This window comes from uncultured Ellagibacter sp., assembly GCF_934643285.1.
Lineage (GTDB): Bacteria > Actinomycetota > Coriobacteriia > Coriobacteriales > Eggerthellaceae > Ellagibacter.
The window spans coordinates 1-18334 of record NZ_CAKUBT010000025.1; the positions used below are offsets into that span (position 1 = coordinate 1).

Genomic DNA, 18334 nt, shown 5'->3' on the forward strand with positions numbered 1-18334 from the left:
ACCTGCCCGAAGAGCTTATCGCGCAGGAACCTGCGGCGGTGCGCGACGCCTGCCGCATGTTGGTAATGGACCGCGAATCGGGAGAACTCGAAGATCGCATCTTCCGCGACATCGAGGAGTACCTGCGCCCAGGCGATCTGCTCGTGGCAAACGAGACGCGCGTCATGCCCGCGCGCCTTCTGGGCGCGAAACGAGGCACGGGCGGTCAGGCGGAAGTGTTCCTCCTTCGCGAGGTCAAGGGTGAGAAGGCGAAGCCCTACCATGACGATGCCCTCACCGATTCACCCAACCAGCAGGCCATTTGGGAAGTGCTCGTGCGCCCTGGCAAGCGTCTGAAGCCAGGCAGCGGCGCGGTGGTCGACTTCACCGACAAGCAGGGAAACGTCGCGCTTTCCGCCGAGGTCGTCGACTGGGCGAGCGCGAAGAACGACGCAGCAGCGGGCGAAGGCCAGGACGTCGAGGCATCGGCCGCTAAAGGCGAGCGCATCGCGCGCCTCACCACGACGCTCCCCTCGCTCGATGAGGCGCTTCACGCCGTTGGCCACACGCCCCTTCCGCCCTACATCAAAAACTACGCAGGCGACGAAGAGCTGTACCAAACCGTGTACTCGCGCCGCGAGGCTTCGGCGGCAGCGCCCACCGCAGGCCTCCACTTCACGCCTGAGCTCATCGATCGCTTGAAGGCGAAAGGAGTCCACTGGGAAACCGTCGAGCTCGAAGTGGGCCTCGACACGTTCCGCATCGTGGATGAGGACGACCCGACCAAGCACAAGATGCACACCGAGTTCTACACCGTGCCGCAGACCACCGTCGATGCCATCAATGAGACGCATGCGGCGGGCGGGCGCGTCATCGCCGTGGGAACCACGTCGACCCGCAGCCTGGAAAGCGCCTGGGATCCGCAGGCGAACGGCGGCGAAGGCGCCATCACGGCGCGCGATCGAGACGCCACGAGCCTCTACCTTCTGCCGGGTAGCACTTTCCACGTAATCGACGGGCTCATCACGAACTTCCACGTGCCCAAGAGCACGCTCATGATGCTCGTGAGCGCGTTCTCGAGCCGCGAGCACATTATGGCGGCGTATCGCCACGCCATCGAAAGCCGCTACCGCATGCTCTCCTTCGGCGATGCCATGTTCATCAAGCCGGCGAAATAGCAGGCGAGAAAAACAAGCGAGGCCTCTGCGAAATCCCAGTTCGCAGAGGCCTCGCATCATGTTGAGGGATAATCAGGCCGAGGGTGACGGCCCAACCCGCGGCTATTCCCCCAGCTATTCTCCCGCAGGCACCTCACCGGTTTCCAGGATGTGCACAAGCGCCTCCTCGTCGAGCACGGGGACGCCGAGCGCTATGGCCTTGTCGTATTTGCTACCCGCAGCCTCACCTGCGACAACGTAGCTCGTCTTCTTCGACACGCTTCCCGACACCTTCGCGCCGCGCGCCTTAAGGGCAGCCCCCGCCTCGTCGCGCGTCATCCCGCTTTGCGTGAGGCTTCCCGTCAGCACGAAAGTCAGCCCTGCAAGCGTTTGCGGCAGCGCGTCTTCCGCTGCGGCCTGCACGTCATCTTCCAGCGACACGCCGTGCTTGCGCAGCCGATCGATCACGGCCACGTTGTCGGGCGTGCGGAAGAACAGGTACACGCATCGCGCAATCTTCGGACCCACGCCTTCGACCGCAGCGAGCTCCTCCTCGCTTGCCGCCATGAGCGCATCGATCGAGGGGAACGCCGCAGCGAGCGCTTCCGCCATCGTCTTTCCCACATGGCGAATCCCCAAACCGAACAGAGGCCTGGCGAGCGGGCGCGTACGGCTCTCGTCAATCGCCGCCACGAGCTTCTTCGCCACGGTCTCGCCCAAACGGATCGGCACGCCATCCTTGTTCACGCGCCCCATGTCGAGCATCGAAAGCTCGACCACATCGAGCGTGTAATAGTCGGCAACGTCGGTCACGCGGCCGCTCTCGATAAGGCGCCCGATGATCTCCTCGCCCATGCCATCGATGTCCATAGCGCCGCGGCTCGCCCAATGAATGAGGCGCTCGGCCGCTTGAGCTGGGCAATCAATAGAAATGCAGCGGTAGTCGACTTCGCCCTCCTCGCGCACGACGGGGCTTTGGCAGCTCGGGCACACGCGCGGCATCTCCCACGGCTGTGCATCGGCCGGACGAAGGGAAAGCACGGGCCCTAAGATCTCAGGAATCACGTCGCCCGCCTTGCGCACGATGATCGTATCGCCCACGCGCACGTCCTTGCGGCGCACCTCGTCCTCGTTGTGCAGCGTCGCGCGGGCCACGGTGGAGCCCGCCACGCGCACCGGGTCGAGCTCGGCCACGGGCGTCAGCTTACCCGTGCGCCCGACCTGCACCGTGATGTCGCGCAGCAGCGTCGTCTTCTCCTCGGGCGGGAACTTGAAGGCGATCGCCCAGCGCGGAGCGCGCGCCGTGTAGCCCATCGCCTCCTGCTGTGCGAACGAGTTCACCTTCACGACAACGCCGTCGATCTCGTAAGGCAAGGCGTTTCTGCGCTCCAGCGAGCGCTCGCAGAACGCATGGACCTCTTCTGCCGAGTGGACAAGCTCGATGTCGGGGTTCACGTGGAAGCCCGCGCGCTTCAACCATTGCAGCAGGTCCCACTGCGTATCGAGCGCGAGCTTGCGCTCGTCGCCCACCGCATACACGAACGTCGACAGATCGCGATGCGCCGTGACCTGCGGATCCTTTTGTCGAAGGCTGCCCGCAGCAGCGTTTCGCGGATTGGCGAACCCCGACTTGCCGTTCGCCTCCGCCGCCGCATTAAGGGACTCGAAGCTCGACTTGGGCATGTAGCACTCGCCGCGCAGCTCGATAGGCTCCTCGGTATTGCGGATGGCGGAAAGCGCCTCGTCGCGCAGGCGCAAAGGAACGTCTCGCACGGTTCGCACGTTCACCGTGATGTCCTCGCCCGTCGTACCGTCGCCGCGCGTCGCCGCCTTCAGAAGGCGCCCGTTCTCGAAGGTGAAGGCGACAGAGGAGCCGTCGATCTTCAGCTCGCACACAAGCGGGGGAATCTCGCCGAAGAAGTCCTCCACGCGACCGAGCCACTCGTCGAGCTCGCCGGCGTCCATGGCGTCGTCGAGCGAGTACATGCGCCGCTCGTGCTGGATGGGTGCGAACTGATCGCCGACATAGCCGCCCACGCGCTGGGTCGGGCTCGACGGGTCGATGAGTTCCGGATGCTGCGCCTCGAGCGCGCGCAGCTCGTGCATGAGCGAGTCGAACGCGCCGTCGGAGATCGCGGGTGCATCGAGGGCGTAATAGAGATAGCTGTTGTGCTCGATCTCGCGGCGGAGCGCCTCGATGCGCGCTGCCGGATCGGTTGCCTGAGCAGCCAATTCATCGCCGCTGAACAGATTCTGTTGCTCTTCGGGCATATCCGTCCCCTTCACGAACAAGGCCCCGGGCATGCCGGGGCCTGATACCGTTTCGCTATGCGGCCGCCCGCCGGGGCGACGCTACATGAGCACGCTGTCGGCGCGCCATCCGTACATGATAAGGGAAACGCCGCGCATAATGACAAATACCGCCAAGAAAACAGCGAGCATCGCCGGGTAGACGAAGAACACCACGCCGCACAAGATGTCCACGATGCCCGAGAACACCATCCAACCCCACATCGGCATGTTGAACTTGTGCAGCTGAACCGCGCCAACGACCTCGATGACGCCGAACGCCACGACGAAGATGCCCACGAGCCACGAAACAACGCCCGCAAAGACAATCGGATGCAGCAGCAGCATAACGCCGATGATGATGTCGAGAACCGCATACACGATCATCCAGGGCGAAGGCGAGGTGAACAGGTTTCCCTTCAGGCGCACATATCCCACAAGATCGAGGATGCCGCTCACAAGGAAGCCAGCGCCCAGTATCGCCGTGATCGTCGCCAACGTGAGTCCGGGGAACGCGGTGATGAAGATTGCGAGCAAGACGAGGAGCGCACCTGCGACAATAAGCCCCCAATCGTGACGCTTCGATTCCGCCATAACGATCGACCTCCTTTGGTATCGACGGGCACCGCGCCGTGGTCAGCGCGCCGCGCCCTCATGCAACAGCCACATTCTACCGCGCACGTTCGCCGCGGTGAATAGTTATTACGCACTTGCTGAATAGCGTGCGTACAATTCCCGCTCGCTCAAGCGGCTCTTAAGCGCCTCGAGTTCCCGAACCACCAGGGGAAGATAGCGCGGCAGGTCCTCCGCCACGACGCATCGCTCGGAGAGCTCGGATGCGGCAAGACGGCCCGCCCGGGCGTGAAACGTCGCCGCGAGCACGCACGCATCGAAAGGCGCGAGCCCTTGCGCGAGGAGCGCGCCGATCATACCCGCAAGCACGTCTCCCGTACCGGCCTTCGCGAGCGCAGGCGTCCCCTCGTCCATCACCGCAGTGGTCTCGCCATCGGAGATGAAGCTCTTAGGCCCCTTAACAAGCGCCGTCACGCCATACGCAAGCGAGATAAGGCGTGCGAGCTCGTCAGCATCGTCGGTCGGGAAACCGAAGGGGGCGGCAAGCCGAGCCGCCTCACCCGCATGGGGCGTCACGATCGTCTCGAGCCCGGACTCGAACCGCTCTTGGACGAGCTTGCGGCCCTTTTTCGTAGCAAGGAAGGCAAGAGCACCCCCGTCTACCACAAGTGGCGCGCAAACCGATTCGATCACGGTGAAGGCGAGCTTCTCGCACGATCCGCTCGACACGTCGAAGCCAGGGCCTAAGACGTACGCCGACGGATGACCCGCCCGAGTTGGCGGAAAATCGCTAGGGGAAAGGTTCTTCCACGAGCGGACGACGAGGGAGGGGCTGACCGCGCGAACGGCATCGACCGATTTCGGCGCGCAGATGACCTCGGTATACCCCGCCCCCATGCGCTGAGACGCCAACGCAGCGAGGGCTGCGGCACCAGGATAGCGCGAGCAGCCGGCAACGAGCGACACCTTCCCGCGCGTGTACTTGTTCGCATCTTGCGCAAGCTCGGGAAGAAGGCCGCACAGCTTCGTGTCCGAATAACTCCATGCAATCATCTTGAAGTCCCTTCGCGTTTTTTTCATCATCTTGCTTGAGTATAACCGCTGCACGTCCGACTTAGCCCCCTCAAGCTGCCCACCATCTTATCCGATTTGCGATTTCAGTGGACGGGGCGAGCGGCGCAAAGCGAAGATTTGAGCGAACGCGCCAATGGGGGTGTTCCTATAGTTTTGTCAACTGATTTGTTGGCGAATTTCGCTCGATGAGGACAACGCTGCCGCGGGCCCCGTAAGGGGCCTGCGCCTTCCCTTTTTCGATCGGCTCGCTAGGCCGAGTACGGGACCTTGTCCCGCATAATCGTGTAGATCACCTTCAGCCTTTTGCGCGCGACGGCTTTGAGCGCCTCTCCGTGGCACATGCCGCGGCCCCTGCAGGCGCGGTAGTACTCGCCGAAGCGGTTCTCGCTCCTGACCAGGGAGTTGCATGAGAATATGAGCAGGTTCTTAAGCCTCCTGTTGCCCTGCCTGGATGCGGAGACCGACGATATCGAGGTGCCCGACCGGCGGTTGCGCGGGGCGATGCCGCAATAGGAGGCAAGGTGGTCGTGATCCGGGAAATCCTCGATGTTTATGCCTATGACCAGCTCCGACGCGGTCCTCGGCCCGATGCCGGGGATGGTGACGAGGCATTCGTACGTTCCGTCCCCCGCCAGAAGCGCGGTGATCTCCCGGTCGATCCTGTCCGCTTCCTCCAGCGCCTCCCTTATCCTCCTTGCAAGCATCCTGACCTGCGGGTTCTCCGCGTCGACCCGTCGCTTTGAGGGTCTGGTTGATGCCATGGCGGCGTTCCAGGCCGCATCCATCCTCGCCCGGTTCGCGCCCTTCGTGACGGCGCCGAACGCCGGCTTCCCGGCGTCGATGCAGCCCCACGGGCCTCCCAGCTTCTCGAGCATGTTCAGCCAATGCCGGTCGCCCAGGTCGGCAAGCGCCTCGAACGCGGGGCACGATTCCAGCAATATGCTGCGGAGGCGGTTCTTGTCCCTGGTGGCGCAGGTGACCATGTGGCTTCTCTGGGCTGCGAGCGACCTGGCCGCCTCGAGGGCCTCGTCGGGCTCGGGGACCGGCAGCAGCGCGTCGGGGATGCCCAGCGCCGTCTTCGCGATGACGAGGGCGTCGCGCTCGTCGGTCTTGGCGTCGCCCGCGAACAGCCTGGCGGCCTGGTGCGCGGCGAGCCCGGGCAGGTACGCGACGCCCAGCCCCGCCAGCCTCGCGCGCGAGATCGCCAGCAAGCCGATGTTGCGACATTGGTCGACGACGACGATCGTATCGCATGCGACCTGGGAAAACAGGCCGTCGAGATCGCCTTCCGAGTTGCGGACGCGCCTGTTGAGCGCGACCTCTCCCTCGCGCGTGACGAGGCATGCCCAGTGCGACGACTTGCCGACGTCGATGCCCAAAACGGCCTTGGGTGGGGATATTGCGGATGGCATGGTGGTATCCTTCCAATCGTCGGTCGATCGGAATGCTGCTTCCCGCGACACCCACATTACATGGCCGTGGCTCATCTTGGCGGAAGGCCCGGCAGTTTCCTATCAGTCGTCGGAAACAGCGGCGCCCGCGTCGGCAACACCCCCCGGGCCCTCTTGGGGCAGGGGCGGAAGGCCGTCCGCGGGCGCCCGATCGGCAGTCCCTCGGGACTTGCGTCAATCGTAGTCCGTTTTGCGATTGATTGCTCCAACCGTCGAACTAGCTGTTTTTTACTGTAATGGGCAAGCTGGGCGACGATCCGCAAGCGCCAGCCCTGTGGCAGACCGAAGCCAACTCGAGCGGGAACCGAAGGAGCAAGGGAGCGATACTGCAAGAGCGACCCGAAAACGCTCGGGAGCGCCCCCGATCGAGCGCCAACCCGAGGGCACCCCCGCCGGGTGTCACTCCATTCTTTACCCGTTATTCTTGATATATATTAGACAGCTGCCTATTTTATTGGTTTTCAATCTATCTGGGATTATACCCTGCTACAATCGCGGCATGGATGTTGTTGTTTGTCACATATCAGCTCTTCACTACTGGCTCTCGCACGTCGGAAGCCCCCACATGGACGACTTTCGATCCTCCAGCACTCCCCAGCTTAGCATTCCCCTTCGCGAATCCGAGATAACGGCAGCTGTGAGCATTCTTCCTGAAGAACGGCAGCACGAGAAAGTGCATCTTCTTGTCGAAACACACGAGGCAGCAAGACACTCGCACGATGTCGCGATCCATACGACCACTCTTGAGCTCGGACCTGCGGATTTCCATCTTGCAGCACCAGGGGTCTTCGTCTGCTCGCCCGAGTTCGCGCTCATCCAATCCGCCCAGACGCTCGGCGAAATCGAGTTCCTTCGAATCGCATTCGCGCTCTGCGGGACATACCGAGTTGGCATCAGCGATGCATACCCCCTGACCACGCCCCTGAGAATCAACCAGATGCTCGACCGCATGACAGGTTTGAACGGCGCCAAGTTCGCCCGTCGGCTTATACCGCACATTCTCGCGGGAGCGGCATCCCCGCGAGAAACCCAGCTCGTGCTGCATCTTTGCCTCCCCTACCGCATGGGCGGCTACGGAATCCCCCATCCGCAGCTCAACCCGCGCATCGACCTTCCGGCGCACGTTCAACGGCTTACGGGAAACAGCGTGCTGTTCCCCGACCTTTTCTGGCCCGATAAGAACATCGCCGTCGAGTACGACAGCGACAAATGGCACACCGGCTCTTCGCGCATTGCGAACGACGCTCGTCGACGCAATATCCTCGTGCATCTGGGGGTGACGGAGATATGCGTCACGAAACGCCAGTTCAATGACTTGATCGCATTCGATAAGACAGCGCGAATCCTCTCCCGTCGACTTCGGCATAGAATCCATCCCCGCAGCGAGGAGTTCCGCAGTCGGCAGATGAAGCTCCGCAAGCAGCTGCTAGCCCCGCTCCTTCGTGTACAAAAATAACGATAAGTTGTGGAGGAATACGGTATCTGTACTAAAAATGGGACAGATAAAGCGCAAATTCCTCTCGAAATGTCAATTTTTATGGACATGTGTGGCGAAACTGGGGTGAAATCCCTCGAGTTATGGAGAGAATTCATAACTTATCGTCATTTTTGTACACGGCACCACCGCAAGGATAAAGTCGAGCGGTTGGAGCAGCATTCCCGAGCTAGGCGCCTTCGGTCGAGGCCGCATCACCGGAAGGTGCAGCGTCCGCAGGGGCGTCGATCTCATCGAGCATCGAGCGCGCCTCCTTGAAGCGCTTCGCGAGCTCGGCTTTCTGGTCGACCCGCTCCTCCGCCGCCTTCTGGGAATCCTCCGTGATGGCCAATGCACACGCGACAGCATCGGTATGCGTATACGAAAGCGAGATGGGAAGCTCGCGAACGCCCAGCTCCTTGGCTACCTCCTTCGCGCGGCCCGACAGCACCACATAAGGCCGCCCCTTCGACGAGCGCTTCACCTCGATGTCGCGCACTCCGATTCCGCGAGTGAAGCCGCACCCGAGGGCCTTCACCACGGCCTCCTTCGCAGCGAAGCGCGTGGCGAAATGGACCTCGGGCATAGCCGTGTCCTCGCAGTAGCAGCATTCCTCGCAGGAAAACACCTTGCGCGCGAACGACGGAGTGCGCTCCAGAATCTTCTTCATGCGCGCAATCTCGACGATGTCGACGCCAAGGCCGACCGCTCCGTCGATGGGCAGCGACACCGCGGCGGCGTCCTCGACCGCGCGAACGGTTTCCTCTTTCCGTGCAGGCATCAAGACCCCGCTTCCCTATTCCACCGTCACGCTCTTCGCGAGGTTGCGCGGCTGGTCGACATCGCAGCCGCGCTCGACGGCGATGGCGCGGGCGAACAGCTGCAGCGGCACGCTCGCCGTGATGGCGGAAAACGCATCGCGAACCTTCGGGATGTAAATCACGTGGTCAGCGTGCTGTTTGATGTCCTCGTCGCCCTCGGTGGCCACGGCGACGATCATCGCGCCACGGGCCTTGCTCTCCTGCAGGTTGGAAACGACCTTGTCGTAGACCGGGCTCTTCGTCGCGATGGCGATGACGGGGAACCCTTCGTCGATGAGCGCGATCGGGCCGTGCTTCATCTCGCCGGCGGGGTACGCCTCGGCGTGCAGGTAGCTGATTTCCTTCAGCTTGAGCGCGCCCTCGTAGCTGATGGCAGCGCCCATGCCGCGCCCGATGAAGAGCGCGTTGCGAGCGTCCTTGCACGCGCGCGCCGCCTCCTCGATGGAGGGCTTGCACTCGGCGAGGATGCGCTCGACCTGCTCAGCCGTGTCCGCCAGCTCGCGGAACAGGAGGCGGATCTGGTTCATGCGCAGCTTGCCCTTCGCCTGCGCGAGCAGCATCGCGAGCAGCGTCAAGCTCACCACCTGGCCCAAGAACGATTTCGTCGACGCAACGGCGATTTCCTTGTTCGCCTTCGTGTAGATGACGCCGTCGGACTCGCGCGCCACGGGGCTGCCCACCACGTTGGTGATGCCGAACACGCGGGCGCCCTTCACGCGGGCGTCGCGAATAGCGGCGAGCGTGTCGGCCGTCTCGCCCGACTGGGACACCGCCACGACGAGGGTCGTCGGGGTGATGATGGGGTTGCGATAGCGGAACTCGCTTGCGACCTCGCATTCCGTGGGAATGCGCGCCCAGCCCTCGATCAGGTTCTTCGCGATGAGACCCGCATGGTAGCTCGTGCCGCACGCGATGACGTACACGCGGTCGATGAGGTTGAGCTCCTCAGGAGTCAGGTCGAGCTCGTCGATAGAGAGCGCACCGTTCACAAGCCGCCCAGCGAGCGTGTCGCGGATGACGCGCGGCTGCTCGTGGATCTCCTTCAGCATGAAATCGGGGTAGCCGCCCTTTTCGGCCAGGTCAAGATCCCAATCGACATGCGTGATGCGCGGCTCGATCGCACGCCCCGCCTCGTCGGTGTACTCGATGCCCGAAGCGGTCATGCGCGCGTACTCGCCGTCCCCCAAGATGACGACATCGCGCGTGGCGTCGATCATGGCGATCATGTCGGAGGCGACGTACGCGCCGTCTTCCCCCTGCCCGATGACAATCGGGGAATCCTTGCGCGTGACCGCGATGACGTCCGGCTCCATGTCGCAGACGGCGGCAAGGCCGTACGCGCCCACGATGCGAGAGCACGCCTCGCGCAGCGCCGCAACGAGATCGCCCTGGTAGGCTTCTTCAAGAAGATGGGCGACGACCTCGGTATCGGTCTCGCTCGTGAAGACGTGCCCGCGACCCTCAAGCTCTTCGCGCAACTCGGCGAAGTTCTCGATGATACCGTTGTGCACGACGGCGATATGCCCGCCGCAAGAAGTGTGCGGATGCGCGTTCGCTTCGCTCGGTTTGCCATGCGTAGCCCAACGCGTGTGCCCGATGCCGCACGTGCCCTGGAAATCAAAATGCGACAGCGTGTGCGCCAGGCTCGCCACCTTGCCCTTGCGATGGATGACAGCAAGGGAGTCGCCCTCCTGCACCGCGATGCCGGCCGAATCGTAACCGCGGTACTCAAGCCGTGTTAAACCCTGAATGAGAATGCCCTGAGCTGGGCGTTTACCAGTATATCCCACGATTCCGCACATATGAGAGCTCCTTGTCGTCAGGCGCGGGCGCGCTTTTTTCCGCACCTATTCTAGGTGATTCGCGCAGGTTGGAAGTCCCCATGGCCGTCAAAGCAGAAAATCACTCGGCAGTGGCGCATCCTGGTCGCGTGGTCACCAACGGCAAGTCCCGTGCAGCCACGCCGCCGCGAGCACCGCCGCACACCCTGCTCGCGCGCTTTAGCTTTCGAGCAATCCGCCACCCTCGCGCAACTAACCGAAAGCCCCTGTAATCTTTCGGAAAATATTGGCAGGCTGATTAGCTTTGAGCGATAATAAGGAGTTGTTTCAGACGTATACGTGTACGAAAGAGGTCCTGCATTATGTGGAGCAGCTGCCATCCAAAGTCGGATGACGACTTGAAGGAATGCGCTGAGCTGGGCAAATCGCTCAATCGTCTTTCCCAACCCACCATTCTCACCCTGCTTGCCCAATCGGAAACCCCGCTTCATGGCTACATCATCGTCCAGCAAGCGGCCAGCTCCCCGATGTTTGGCGGAAAGAAACCCGACGCGACAGGCGTCTACCGCGCGCTTAAGCGCATGGAGGAATCGGGGCTTGTCACCTCCGAGTGGGAAACTCCCGCCGAGGGATCGGCGAAACGCCTGTTCAAGCTTACAGAAAAGGGTCGTCGCTGCCTGCGCCGCTGGATTGACGCGCTCGCCTGCTACGAGCTCACGCTCGAAGAGCTTCGCAAGGACGCCGCCGACGCGCTCGACATCGAGCTCCCCGACGCACCGACCTGCTCGCACTAACTTTCGCACTCGATTCGCTCATGGCGGTGAGCCCCTCGACTGCGAGAGCTCCGCAATCGTTATCTCTCACCTGAAAAAGGAGCCCCATGAGCGAATCATCCGCGCGTCGCGCGCAAGATTACCCCGCAGTGTCCGGCCGCGACATCGCCGCACTGCAAGACCCGCGCCCCATGACCATCATCGGCGCATGCGGCCCGAGTGGTGAAACCTGCTTCGCCACCGTCATCTGGGTCACGCCGCTTTCTCACAATCCCCCACTCATCGCCTTCGCCCTCCGCGCGAAATCGCGCACCATGCAGCTCATCCAACAATCGAGGGCCTGTAGCATCACCACGCTTCCCGCCACTGAAAAGGCCGTCGAGCTTGCAGAATACTGCGGCACTACCTCGGGAAACATCGTCGATAAGGCCTCACAAGTCCCCCATTTCACCGCGACCGCAAAAAACGGCTCGCCGGTTCCCGTGCCCGAGCTCGCGTACGCCTGGGAAGTTTGCGGGGTGAACGATATCCAGCAAGCTGGCGATCACCTGCTTGTCATCTGCAACGTGGAGAAAGCGCATATCGACTGCGAACGCGACGGAAAAGGCCAGCTCATTCCCCACGATATGCTCCTCTGCGTGCAGCACGGCACCTACGCCGCCGACCGCGTGCTGTAGCAGGCCCGCAAGCCGCGAGGAACCAATCCTGGCGACTAAGGAGACCCTCCACCGCTGTGAGTACCTTGGGTTCGCGCATCACCGCTCAACCCAAAGAAAAACTCGGGGCTCTGTCACCTCAACGATGGCAGAGCCCCGCACTTGTTTCCAGCTTCGCTTTTCTCGGCGCCCTTATGCGTCCTTGCGCTTCCATCCCATGGGAAGCGGGCCGCACTCCTCGATGAGCGGGCACCCGTCGCATTCCTCCGTCACACCGGGGGCGATATCGTCCCAGGGAATCTCGGTGAACCCCAAAACGCGATAGAACTCGATCGACTTCCCGCGTGCTACCAGGCGAATCTCGTCGTGATGCGCTCTGGCGTCGTCGATAAGCGCCCGCCCGACGCCGTACCCGCGCCACTGCTCGTTGATTACCACGGGATTCACGTGCGCGATTCCCGCCTCGCTGAACGCCAGACGGCAAAAGCCCACGCAGTCGTCGTCCCTGTTCGCCGCGACGGTGACGTTCTCAAGCGAGGGGATGGCGTCCATCCCCTCGTTGTACGCATAGTAATTGATAAGCGCCCAGTCGCTCTCACGTGCCGGGCGCAGCGTAAACAAATCGCTCATGACCTGGCCTTGCACTACATGATGGGCGGCACGTAGATCTTCATACGCGAGTGCGGGATCGCCTTCAGCGAAAGCTCGGTCAGCCCCTGCGCCACCGTCTCCAAGCGATCGGTCGGTACGCCCATGAACATCATGTCCTCGCCGATGTCGGTCGCCGCGCGGCAGCCGTAGCACCCGAACGTGATGTTCGGCTCCTCCTTCATCAGGGGATACAGCACCGCCTCCACACACATCGAGTTGAAGCCCGATGCGTGGAAATCGAAGCGATGGCCGCTGTAGTAGCTCATCGACATGCACAGCCACATCATCTGCTCGGGCGTGCCCGTGAACACGACCACCTCGGGCTTGCGCACCGTCTTCGAAAGCGGCGCGACGTAGGTTGCACGGCGGCTATGCGGGGGAAGCGTCGGACGCTCGCGAACCATGCGCGCCGCGGCCTCCGCGTTCACCACCTTGTGGAAGAGCACGTAAATCTCGCCCGTCGCCAGCTTCTCAGGAACGCCCGTCATGCCGAAAATCGACGTGCCATCAGGGCACGAATGCCGAAACGGCGGCATGAGGATGCTCGCACCACGGCGCGCCGCCATCATCGCCTGGCAAAAGCGCAGGTTCTCGGATGGCATGGGGACGTCGGGCAGAAGCTCGTCCTTGTCGATGAGGCTCACCGCGACGGGGCGCCAGCGAAGGTCGAGCTTATCCATGATGGTGCGTTCCAGCTCGGCATAGTGCCGGTGAAGCTCGGCGTCGATCGGCTCGGCGCGCGGCTCGTCAGCGAAGGGATCATACGTTGCGTCTCCCTCGCATTCGACGGTAAGCGCACGCTGGGGGCAGTTGCCCGCACACGTGGTGCACCCCACGCAGTTGTCGATGTGCGCTGCGAAGGGATAGCCCTCCTCGTTCGCTTCGAGCACGTTGCAGGGGCAAAACGCGATGCACAGGCCGCACTTCACGCAGCGCGATGCGTCGTTGGTCACCGAGTAAACGGTCTCGCTCGCGTCGTTGGAGGCGTCCCACAACGCGATCTGATCTTGAGTGTCCATGTTCGCTACCGCAATTCTTCCTTGCACCAGGGCGGATACACGCGTCGTCCCGAGGAGTCCGTCAGATGGTACGAGCAGAACGGAATGGCCCGCCCATCAGGCACGGTGACCATCATGGAGCACTCGCGCAGACGCTGCGTGTCCATGGAGATGGCATCCATGTAGTTCATGATGATGACCGACAGGCCGCTTTTCACCTCAACGCCCTTTTTGGAGAGGATATCCAAGAACACCGAGCCCTGCGGGCTGTCGGGGCTGTAGCCCTCGCGATACTCCTCGGTCGTCATCGCGCGCGTCGCGGGATAGAATCCGGACGGATGCGCGGGCACGCCCTCGGGCGGGGTGCCGTGCACCAGGAACACGCCGGTGTCGCACAGCGGGTTGGAGCACCCGAGCGGCCAGATGTCCTCCACACGCAGAAGGCCGTCGGACTGCTCGGCCAGATCGAAGATGACGTCGCCTGCGCTCATGGGCATGGCGCGCTCGGCGTCGAAGCGGCCGGAGGTGAAGGCAGGCTGCAGCGCCAAGCCGGCCACGACGTCGGCGTTCTCAAGCGAGAAGCGCAGAAGGTCGCCCAGCTGGTCGTCGTTGAGGCCGGAAACGACCGCGACGGAGAGCACCACCTGGATGCCAACCTCGCGGCAGCGCTCGATCACCTTGAGCTTGGTCGCCAGGATATCGCGCCCGCACGTGCCCTTGTACACGTCGCCCGTCAAGCCATCGAAAGAGAGGTACACGCCAGTGAGGCCCGCGGCGACAAGATCTTCGAGGTAGCCTTCCTTGTTCGCGATGACAAGGCCGTTCGTGTTGACCTCGATGCCCCAAAAGCCCTTCTCGCGGCCCATATAGATGATGTCGACCAGATCCTTGCGGCAGGTGGGCTCGCCGCCAGTGATCTGCACCGCGCCGTCGGTTCCCACCGCGTTCGCGATCACGTCGTACATCGCCGAGATCTCATCGAGTGTCGGGTCGCCCTCGCCGGTCTCGGCGTTCATGAAGCACACGGGGCAATGCAGGTTGCAGTTGCGCGTGACCTCGATCTCGAGCAGCGTGCCGCGGCGCTCATGGCGCGCACAGGTGCCGCACCCGAACGGGCACTTGTCCGTCACGGGGATGGTGTTTTGCGGCTTGGTCTTCTCGAACGCCTCGGAGAGCAGCCACTCGTAGTGCTCGGCGGAGGGCCACATGCGCGTGTCGAGCTTGCCGTGCTCGGGGCACGTGCGCGTCATCCACACGACCCCCTCGTCGTCGGCGTACACCTCCGCCGGCAGCTCCTTCAGGCACGTCGGGCACAGTGCCCCCGTTTTATGCAAAGTACGCAAAATCTCGTCCTATCTGGTCTGAAACAACGGCCCGTTGTGGCGGCTGATAAGCCGCCGCAACCCCCTATTCCTCGTCGATGTACTGGCGAGGATCGTGGTTGTCGTTCGGCGGCGTGGAAACGCGGATGTTCATGAAGTCGCACCAATCGAGCACGCGCTGCGGCACGTAGATCTCGGTCTGGTACTTCGCAGCCTCCTTGATCGCGCGGATGCAGGACACGGCGTGCGCGAGGTCGACCTTCTCGTCGATGTCGGCGACGGGCGTGAAGTACGCCGAGGGGATGTCCATCTCCTGGAGCTTCTCCACGTAGGCGTCGAGCGCGGGCTTGCCGGTGAGGTTGTAGTACACGCCCTGATGGTTGATCGGCGTGTTGTAGCTGAAGCCGACAAGCGACGTGCCGCACTCCTGGCAGGGCGCCTGCACAAAGCCCGGGGTCCCCAGGTCCTGGAAGTAATCCAGCCACTGGAAAGCCTGGGAGATGTGGGTGATCGGCATGGTCGGGACGTCGCCGCCGACGGAGACGATGTGCTCATAACCCATGTCGAAGATCTGCTTGAAGGCGTCATCGAAGTGGTCGTCGAACGTGGCGCCCTTGTCGGTGATGTAGTGGATCTCCATCGGCCACTTGCCAAGCGAGTCGTAGGTCTCGCGCATGAGCTCGACGTTGTCGGCCGGCGTGGTCGACACGAAGAAGTCGTAGGTGATCTTGTCGACCGACGGGTCCTCAGCGACGAGGGCGTCGTTGTCCGCCTGCATCGACAGAAGCGCCTGCATGCACATCTCGCTCACGTCGTACAGGCAACGGCGGAACAGCTCTGCCGCCTGCTCGGGGCTCAAAAAACCACCGCGCTCAATCGTCAGGCGCGTCTTCACCAGACCCGGAACGGGCGGCTTGCAGAACAGGAGCAACGCTTGTTTTTTCTCTGCCACAATACTCTCCTTCGTATATCACTCGCTCGGTTTCGAGCGCATTCACCATTAGTGCACCTTGCACATTATAGGACGCGAGCCGCTATCTGGCACCGTCCTTGCCCGCATCAGTACGTTCTTTCACGTAGGAATCATCCTGCCACGAAAGGGGGCCGTCGACCTTCCGAATCACGCAATCGATGGCGTTGTACCACCAGGTGCCGATCATGGGCTCGCCCGTCGCAACCGAGCAGGTCGTCAGGCAGTTCACGTTCGACTCCCACATGCCGCCGAAATCGGGCGCGCCCGGCGTCCATTCGGGGTGCCACCAGCCATAATCGACGTTCACCATATCGTCGCGCATCGTGCGCACCTCCAGCACGAAGCGCGCGCTCCCCTTGTCGGTGGCCACTTCGACGGTGTCTCCCGCGCAAAGTCCCAGCCTCTGTGCCGTCTCGGGCGAGATCTCCACCGCGGGATGCGGCGAGGATTTGCGAAACTTCGGGTTGTTGAAGTACATCGACGCGTTGTAGGGCTGCTTGCGGGCGCCGGTGACCATCGCGAGATGCGCTCCCCCACACGCCTCGGCGCGCGCGATGAGCTCGTCTGAGCAAAGCGAGAGGCACGGCGCAGGCTCGGGCAGGCGCTGGCCACCGAAATCGGGAAGGATCTCGCTTGCAAGCTCGATTTTCCCCGTGGTGGTGGCGAAGCCCCGCGGGTTGCCCGTTTCGTCGGGATACAGATACTTGAAGGGGACGGGCGGGCGGAAGTACATGCCGCGCTCGCAGTATTCTTCCCAGGTCATGCCCGCGCGGGCGAGCACGTCCTCGAGCGCATCTTTGAACGTCTCGTGCGGCCATGCCGCTGCCTGCCCCAGGCGAAGCCCCAAAGCGCGGAAGATGTCGTAGTCGCTTCTGCGCTCGTAGTACGGCTCGACCGCAGCCGGGCCACCGTAGGCGATGTTCGCGACGCCGCCATGCTGCTGGAAGAGCGGGCGCTCGATCGCGCCTGCGCAAGGCAGGACGAAATCGGCAATCGAAGCGGTCGGCGTCAGGTAGTAGTCGATCACCACGATCAGGTCGAGGCCCATGAGAGCGTTGAACACGCGATGCGTGTCGGCATAGGTGAGCAGCGGATTCGTCGCGTTCACGATGAGCGCGCGCACCGGATAGGGCTCGCCTGTCTCCATCGCACGGAGCACGAGATCAGGATGAGCCGAGGTCATGTAGCGCGTCGGGAGCCTGCAGCCCAAGCGCTCGGTCACCTTCTGCACTTTCGCGTAGCCCTCGTAGCATTGAAGCGGGGTGTAGGGGGTGTTCAGGCAGCGCGCCTTGTGCTCGGGCGCCATCTCGTCGGTCATCTCGAGCTCGACTTCTGTAGTGAAGTCGCTCATCTCGGTGATGATGCAGGCGCCGGGCTTGTCGACGTTGCCCGTGATCGCGCGCAAACAGCAAATCGCGCGGTGCGTGGGCGCCACGTTGCGGCCCGACTGGTCGATGCCGCGCCCCGACACGAGCGCCGCCGCCTGGGCGCGTCCGAACCAGCGCGCCGCGGTGCGGACGTCATCGGCCGACACGCCGCAGAATTCGGCAACGTATTCAGGAGTGTAGCGCGCCACATGGGCAGCGAACTCGTCGAAGCCGTGGCACCATTCCGCAACGAAATCGCGGTCGTAGAGGCCCTCGGCGATGATGACGTTCGCGAAGCCGAGCGCAAGGGCGCAATCCGTGCCCGTCTTCGGCGCGATCCACAAATCGGCGCAGGAAGCGGTCTTGGTGTAGCGCGGATCGATCACCACGAGCGGCGTGTCCGACTTGCCGATGCGGCGAATCGACTGCCACCAGAGCGAGTTGTCCGACTCGGCCGGGTTCGTTCCCCAGATGAAGACGCATTCCGTGTCGTCGTTGATGTCGGCCTCGATCGTCCAACCGAACGTGAGCGCGTCCATCCAGATGCGCGGGTTCCAGCAGATCTGCCCGATACCCATGTTGTTCGGTGAGCCGAACATGTTCATGAAGCGGTGCAGCGGCCAAAACGACGCATGCGGCCCACCGATCATGGACGCAAGCGTTTCGGAGCCATACTGGTCGCGAAGCTTCGATAGACGCTGCGCGATGTCGTCAAGCGCCTCGTCCCAGCTCACGCGCTCCCATTCGTTCGCCCCACGCGCACCGACGCGGCGCAGGGGGTAGTTCACGCGGTCGTCCCCATCGAGCACGTCGAGGTTCATCTTCCAACGACGGCACCCCGCGAGCACCTTCGGGTCGTAAGGGTATCGCGAAGGGTCGGGCTCCAGATCCACGACGCGCCCGTCTTCCACCGTCGCATGAAACGCGCAGAGATACCCGCAGAAATGACAGTTCGTTTTGCGCACCTCGCGCATTTACGCATCCTCCTTCGCGGC

The 18334-nt window shown here is 62.9% G+C and carries 15 protein-coding genes; 4 read left to right on the forward strand and 11 right to left on the reverse strand.

The features are described from left to right. Nucleotides 1-2 precede the first annotated feature (2 nt). On the forward strand, nucleotides 3-1157 hold the full coding sequence (gene queA, locus Q0I65_RS08555; RefSeq protein ID WP_296062454.1) for a tRNA preQ1(34) S-adenosylmethionine ribosyltransferase-isomerase QueA: 1155 nt from the start codon (nucleotides 3-5) through the stop codon (nucleotides 1155-1157). Between the two features lie 114 nt (nucleotides 1158-1271). Here queA and ligA read toward each other — a convergent pair whose 3' ends face one another. The 4 genes from ligA to Q0I65_RS08575 form a co-directional block, all read right to left on the reverse strand. Further along, the gene (gene ligA / locus Q0I65_RS08560; RefSeq protein WP_296062456.1) at nucleotides 1272-3407 is read right to left on the reverse strand and encodes an NAD-dependent DNA ligase LigA; all 2136 of its coding nucleotides are present in this window, start codon (nucleotides 3405-3407) and stop codon (nucleotides 1272-1274) included. A gap of 81 nt (nucleotides 3408-3488) precedes the next feature. Then, nucleotides 3489-4019 carry a DUF308 domain-containing protein gene (locus Q0I65_RS08565; RefSeq protein ID WP_296062459.1) on the reverse strand — a complete coding sequence of 177 codons (531 nt, stop codon included), beginning with the start codon at nucleotides 4017-4019 and terminating at the stop codon, nucleotides 3489-3491. Nucleotides 4020-4127: 108 nt separating this feature from the next. Further along, nucleotides 4128-5051: an NAD(P)H-hydrate dehydratase gene (locus Q0I65_RS08570; protein WP_296062464.1), complete on the reverse strand. Its 924-nt coding sequence runs from the start codon at nucleotides 5049-5051 to the stop codon at nucleotides 4128-4130. A gap of 269 nt (nucleotides 5052-5320) precedes the next feature. Next, on the reverse strand, nucleotides 5321-6484 hold the full coding sequence (locus tag Q0I65_RS08575; RefSeq protein ID WP_296062467.1) for an IS110 family transposase: 1164 nt from the start codon (nucleotides 6482-6484) through the stop codon (nucleotides 5321-5323). A gap of 604 nt (nucleotides 6485-7088) precedes the next feature. On the opposite strand from Q0I65_RS08575, the gene Q0I65_RS08580 reads away from it, so the two are divergent. Beyond that, nucleotides 7089-7979, forward strand: a complete 891-nt coding sequence (locus Q0I65_RS08580; protein ID WP_296062469.1) for a hypothetical protein — start codon at nucleotides 7089-7091, stop codon at nucleotides 7977-7979. A 208-nt stretch (nucleotides 7980-8187) separates the two neighbouring features. On the opposite strand, the gene acpS is transcribed toward Q0I65_RS08580, so the two are convergent. Together acpS and glmS are read right to left on the reverse strand one after the other, a co-directional pair. Further along, the gene (gene acpS / locus Q0I65_RS08585; protein WP_296062472.1) at nucleotides 8188-8778 is read right to left on the reverse strand and encodes a holo-ACP synthase; all 591 of its coding nucleotides are present in this window, start codon (nucleotides 8776-8778) and stop codon (nucleotides 8188-8190) included. Nucleotides 8779-8793: 15 nt separating this feature from the next. After that, nucleotides 8794-10620: a glutamine--fructose-6-phosphate transaminase (isomerizing) gene (gene glmS, locus Q0I65_RS08590; protein ID WP_296062475.1), complete on the reverse strand. Its 1827-nt coding sequence runs from the start codon at nucleotides 10618-10620 to the stop codon at nucleotides 8794-8796. A gap of 341 nt (nucleotides 10621-10961) precedes the next feature. On the opposite strand from glmS, the gene Q0I65_RS08595 reads away from it, so the two are divergent. Together Q0I65_RS08595 and Q0I65_RS08600 are read left to right on the forward strand one after the other, a co-directional pair. After that, nucleotides 10962-11393: a helix-turn-helix transcriptional regulator gene (locus tag Q0I65_RS08595; RefSeq protein ID WP_296062478.1), complete on the forward strand. Its 432-nt coding sequence runs from the start codon at nucleotides 10962-10964 to the stop codon at nucleotides 11391-11393. A gap of 86 nt (nucleotides 11394-11479) precedes the next feature. Further along, a complete protein-coding gene (locus Q0I65_RS08600; RefSeq protein ID WP_296062480.1) occupies nucleotides 11480-12049 on the forward strand; it encodes a flavin reductase family protein in 570 nt (189 codons plus the stop codon). A 171-nt stretch (nucleotides 12050-12220) separates the two neighbouring features. Here the strand turns inward: Q0I65_RS08600 and Q0I65_RS08605 are convergent, their stop codons facing one another. The 5 genes from Q0I65_RS08605 to Q0I65_RS08625 all read right to left on the reverse strand — a co-directional run bounded on the left by Q0I65_RS08605 (nucleotide 12221) and on the right by Q0I65_RS08625 (nucleotide 18313). Further along, a complete protein-coding gene (locus Q0I65_RS08605) occupies nucleotides 12221-12658 on the reverse strand; it encodes a GNAT family N-acetyltransferase (protein WP_296062482.1) in 438 nt (145 codons plus the stop codon). A gap of 14 nt (nucleotides 12659-12672) precedes the next feature. After that, nucleotides 12673-13698, reverse strand: coding sequence for a DUF169 domain-containing protein (locus tag Q0I65_RS08610; protein WP_296062485.1), 1026 nt, complete (start codon nucleotides 13696-13698; stop codon nucleotides 12673-12675). A gap of 5 nt (nucleotides 13699-13703) precedes the next feature. After that, on the reverse strand, nucleotides 13704-15020 hold the full coding sequence (locus Q0I65_RS08615) for a radical SAM protein (protein WP_296062487.1): 1317 nt from the start codon (nucleotides 15018-15020) through the stop codon (nucleotides 13704-13706). 64 nt (nucleotides 15021-15084) lie between these two features. Next, nucleotides 15085-15951 (reverse strand): DUF2064 domain-containing protein, encoded by an 867-nt coding sequence (locus Q0I65_RS08620; RefSeq protein WP_296062489.1) that lies wholly within the window; start codon nucleotides 15949-15951, stop codon nucleotides 15085-15087. Nucleotides 15952-16033: 82 nt separating this feature from the next. After that, on the reverse strand, nucleotides 16034-18313 hold the full coding sequence (locus Q0I65_RS08625; protein ID WP_296062492.1) for a molybdopterin-dependent oxidoreductase: 2280 nt from the start codon (nucleotides 18311-18313) through the stop codon (nucleotides 16034-16036). Nucleotides 18314-18334 lie beyond the last annotated feature (21 nt).

What these genes read in the sequence shown, in the direction of transcription:
- Q0I65_RS08575 (WP_296062467.1), bottom strand. Translation starts at nt 6,484, where the DNA reads ATGCCATCCGCAATATCCCCACCCAAGGCCGTTTTGGGCATCGACGTC.
- Q0I65_RS08610 (WP_296062485.1), bottom strand. Translation starts at nt 13,698, where the DNA reads ATGGACACTCAAGATCAGATCGCGTTGTGGGACGCCTCCAACGACGCG.
- Q0I65_RS08595 (WP_296062478.1), top strand. Translation starts at nt 10,962, where the DNA reads ATGTGGAGCAGCTGCCATCCAAAGTCGGATGACGACTTGAAGGAATGC.
- Q0I65_RS08570 (WP_296062464.1), bottom strand. Translation starts at nt 5,051, where the DNA reads ATGATTGCATGGAGTTATTCGGACACGAAGCTGTGCGGCCTTCTTCCC.
- Q0I65_RS08605 (WP_296062482.1), bottom strand. Translation starts at nt 12,658, where the DNA reads ATGAGCGATTTGTTTACGCTGCGCCCGGCACGTGAGAGCGACTGGGCG.
- Q0I65_RS08625 (WP_296062492.1), bottom strand. Translation starts at nt 18,313, where the DNA reads ATGCGCGAGGTGCGCAAAACGAACTGTCATTTCTGCGGGTATCTCTGC.
- ligA (WP_296062456.1), bottom strand. Translation starts at nt 3,407, where the DNA reads ATGCCCGAAGAGCAACAGAATCTGTTCAGCGGCGATGAATTGGCTGCT.
- Q0I65_RS08580 (WP_296062469.1), top strand. Translation starts at nt 7,089, where the DNA reads ATGGACGACTTTCGATCCTCCAGCACTCCCCAGCTTAGCATTCCCCTT.
- glmS (WP_296062475.1), bottom strand. Translation starts at nt 10,620, where the DNA reads ATGTGCGGAATCGTGGGATATACTGGTAAACGCCCAGCTCAGGGCATT.
- acpS (WP_296062472.1), bottom strand. Translation starts at nt 8,778, where the DNA reads ATGCCTGCACGGAAAGAGGAAACCGTTCGCGCGGTCGAGGACGCCGCC.
- Q0I65_RS08600 (WP_296062480.1), top strand. Translation starts at nt 11,480, where the DNA reads ATGAGCGAATCATCCGCGCGTCGCGCGCAAGATTACCCCGCAGTGTCC.
- Q0I65_RS08565 (WP_296062459.1), bottom strand. Translation starts at nt 4,019, where the DNA reads ATGGCGGAATCGAAGCGTCACGATTGGGGGCTTATTGTCGCAGGTGCG.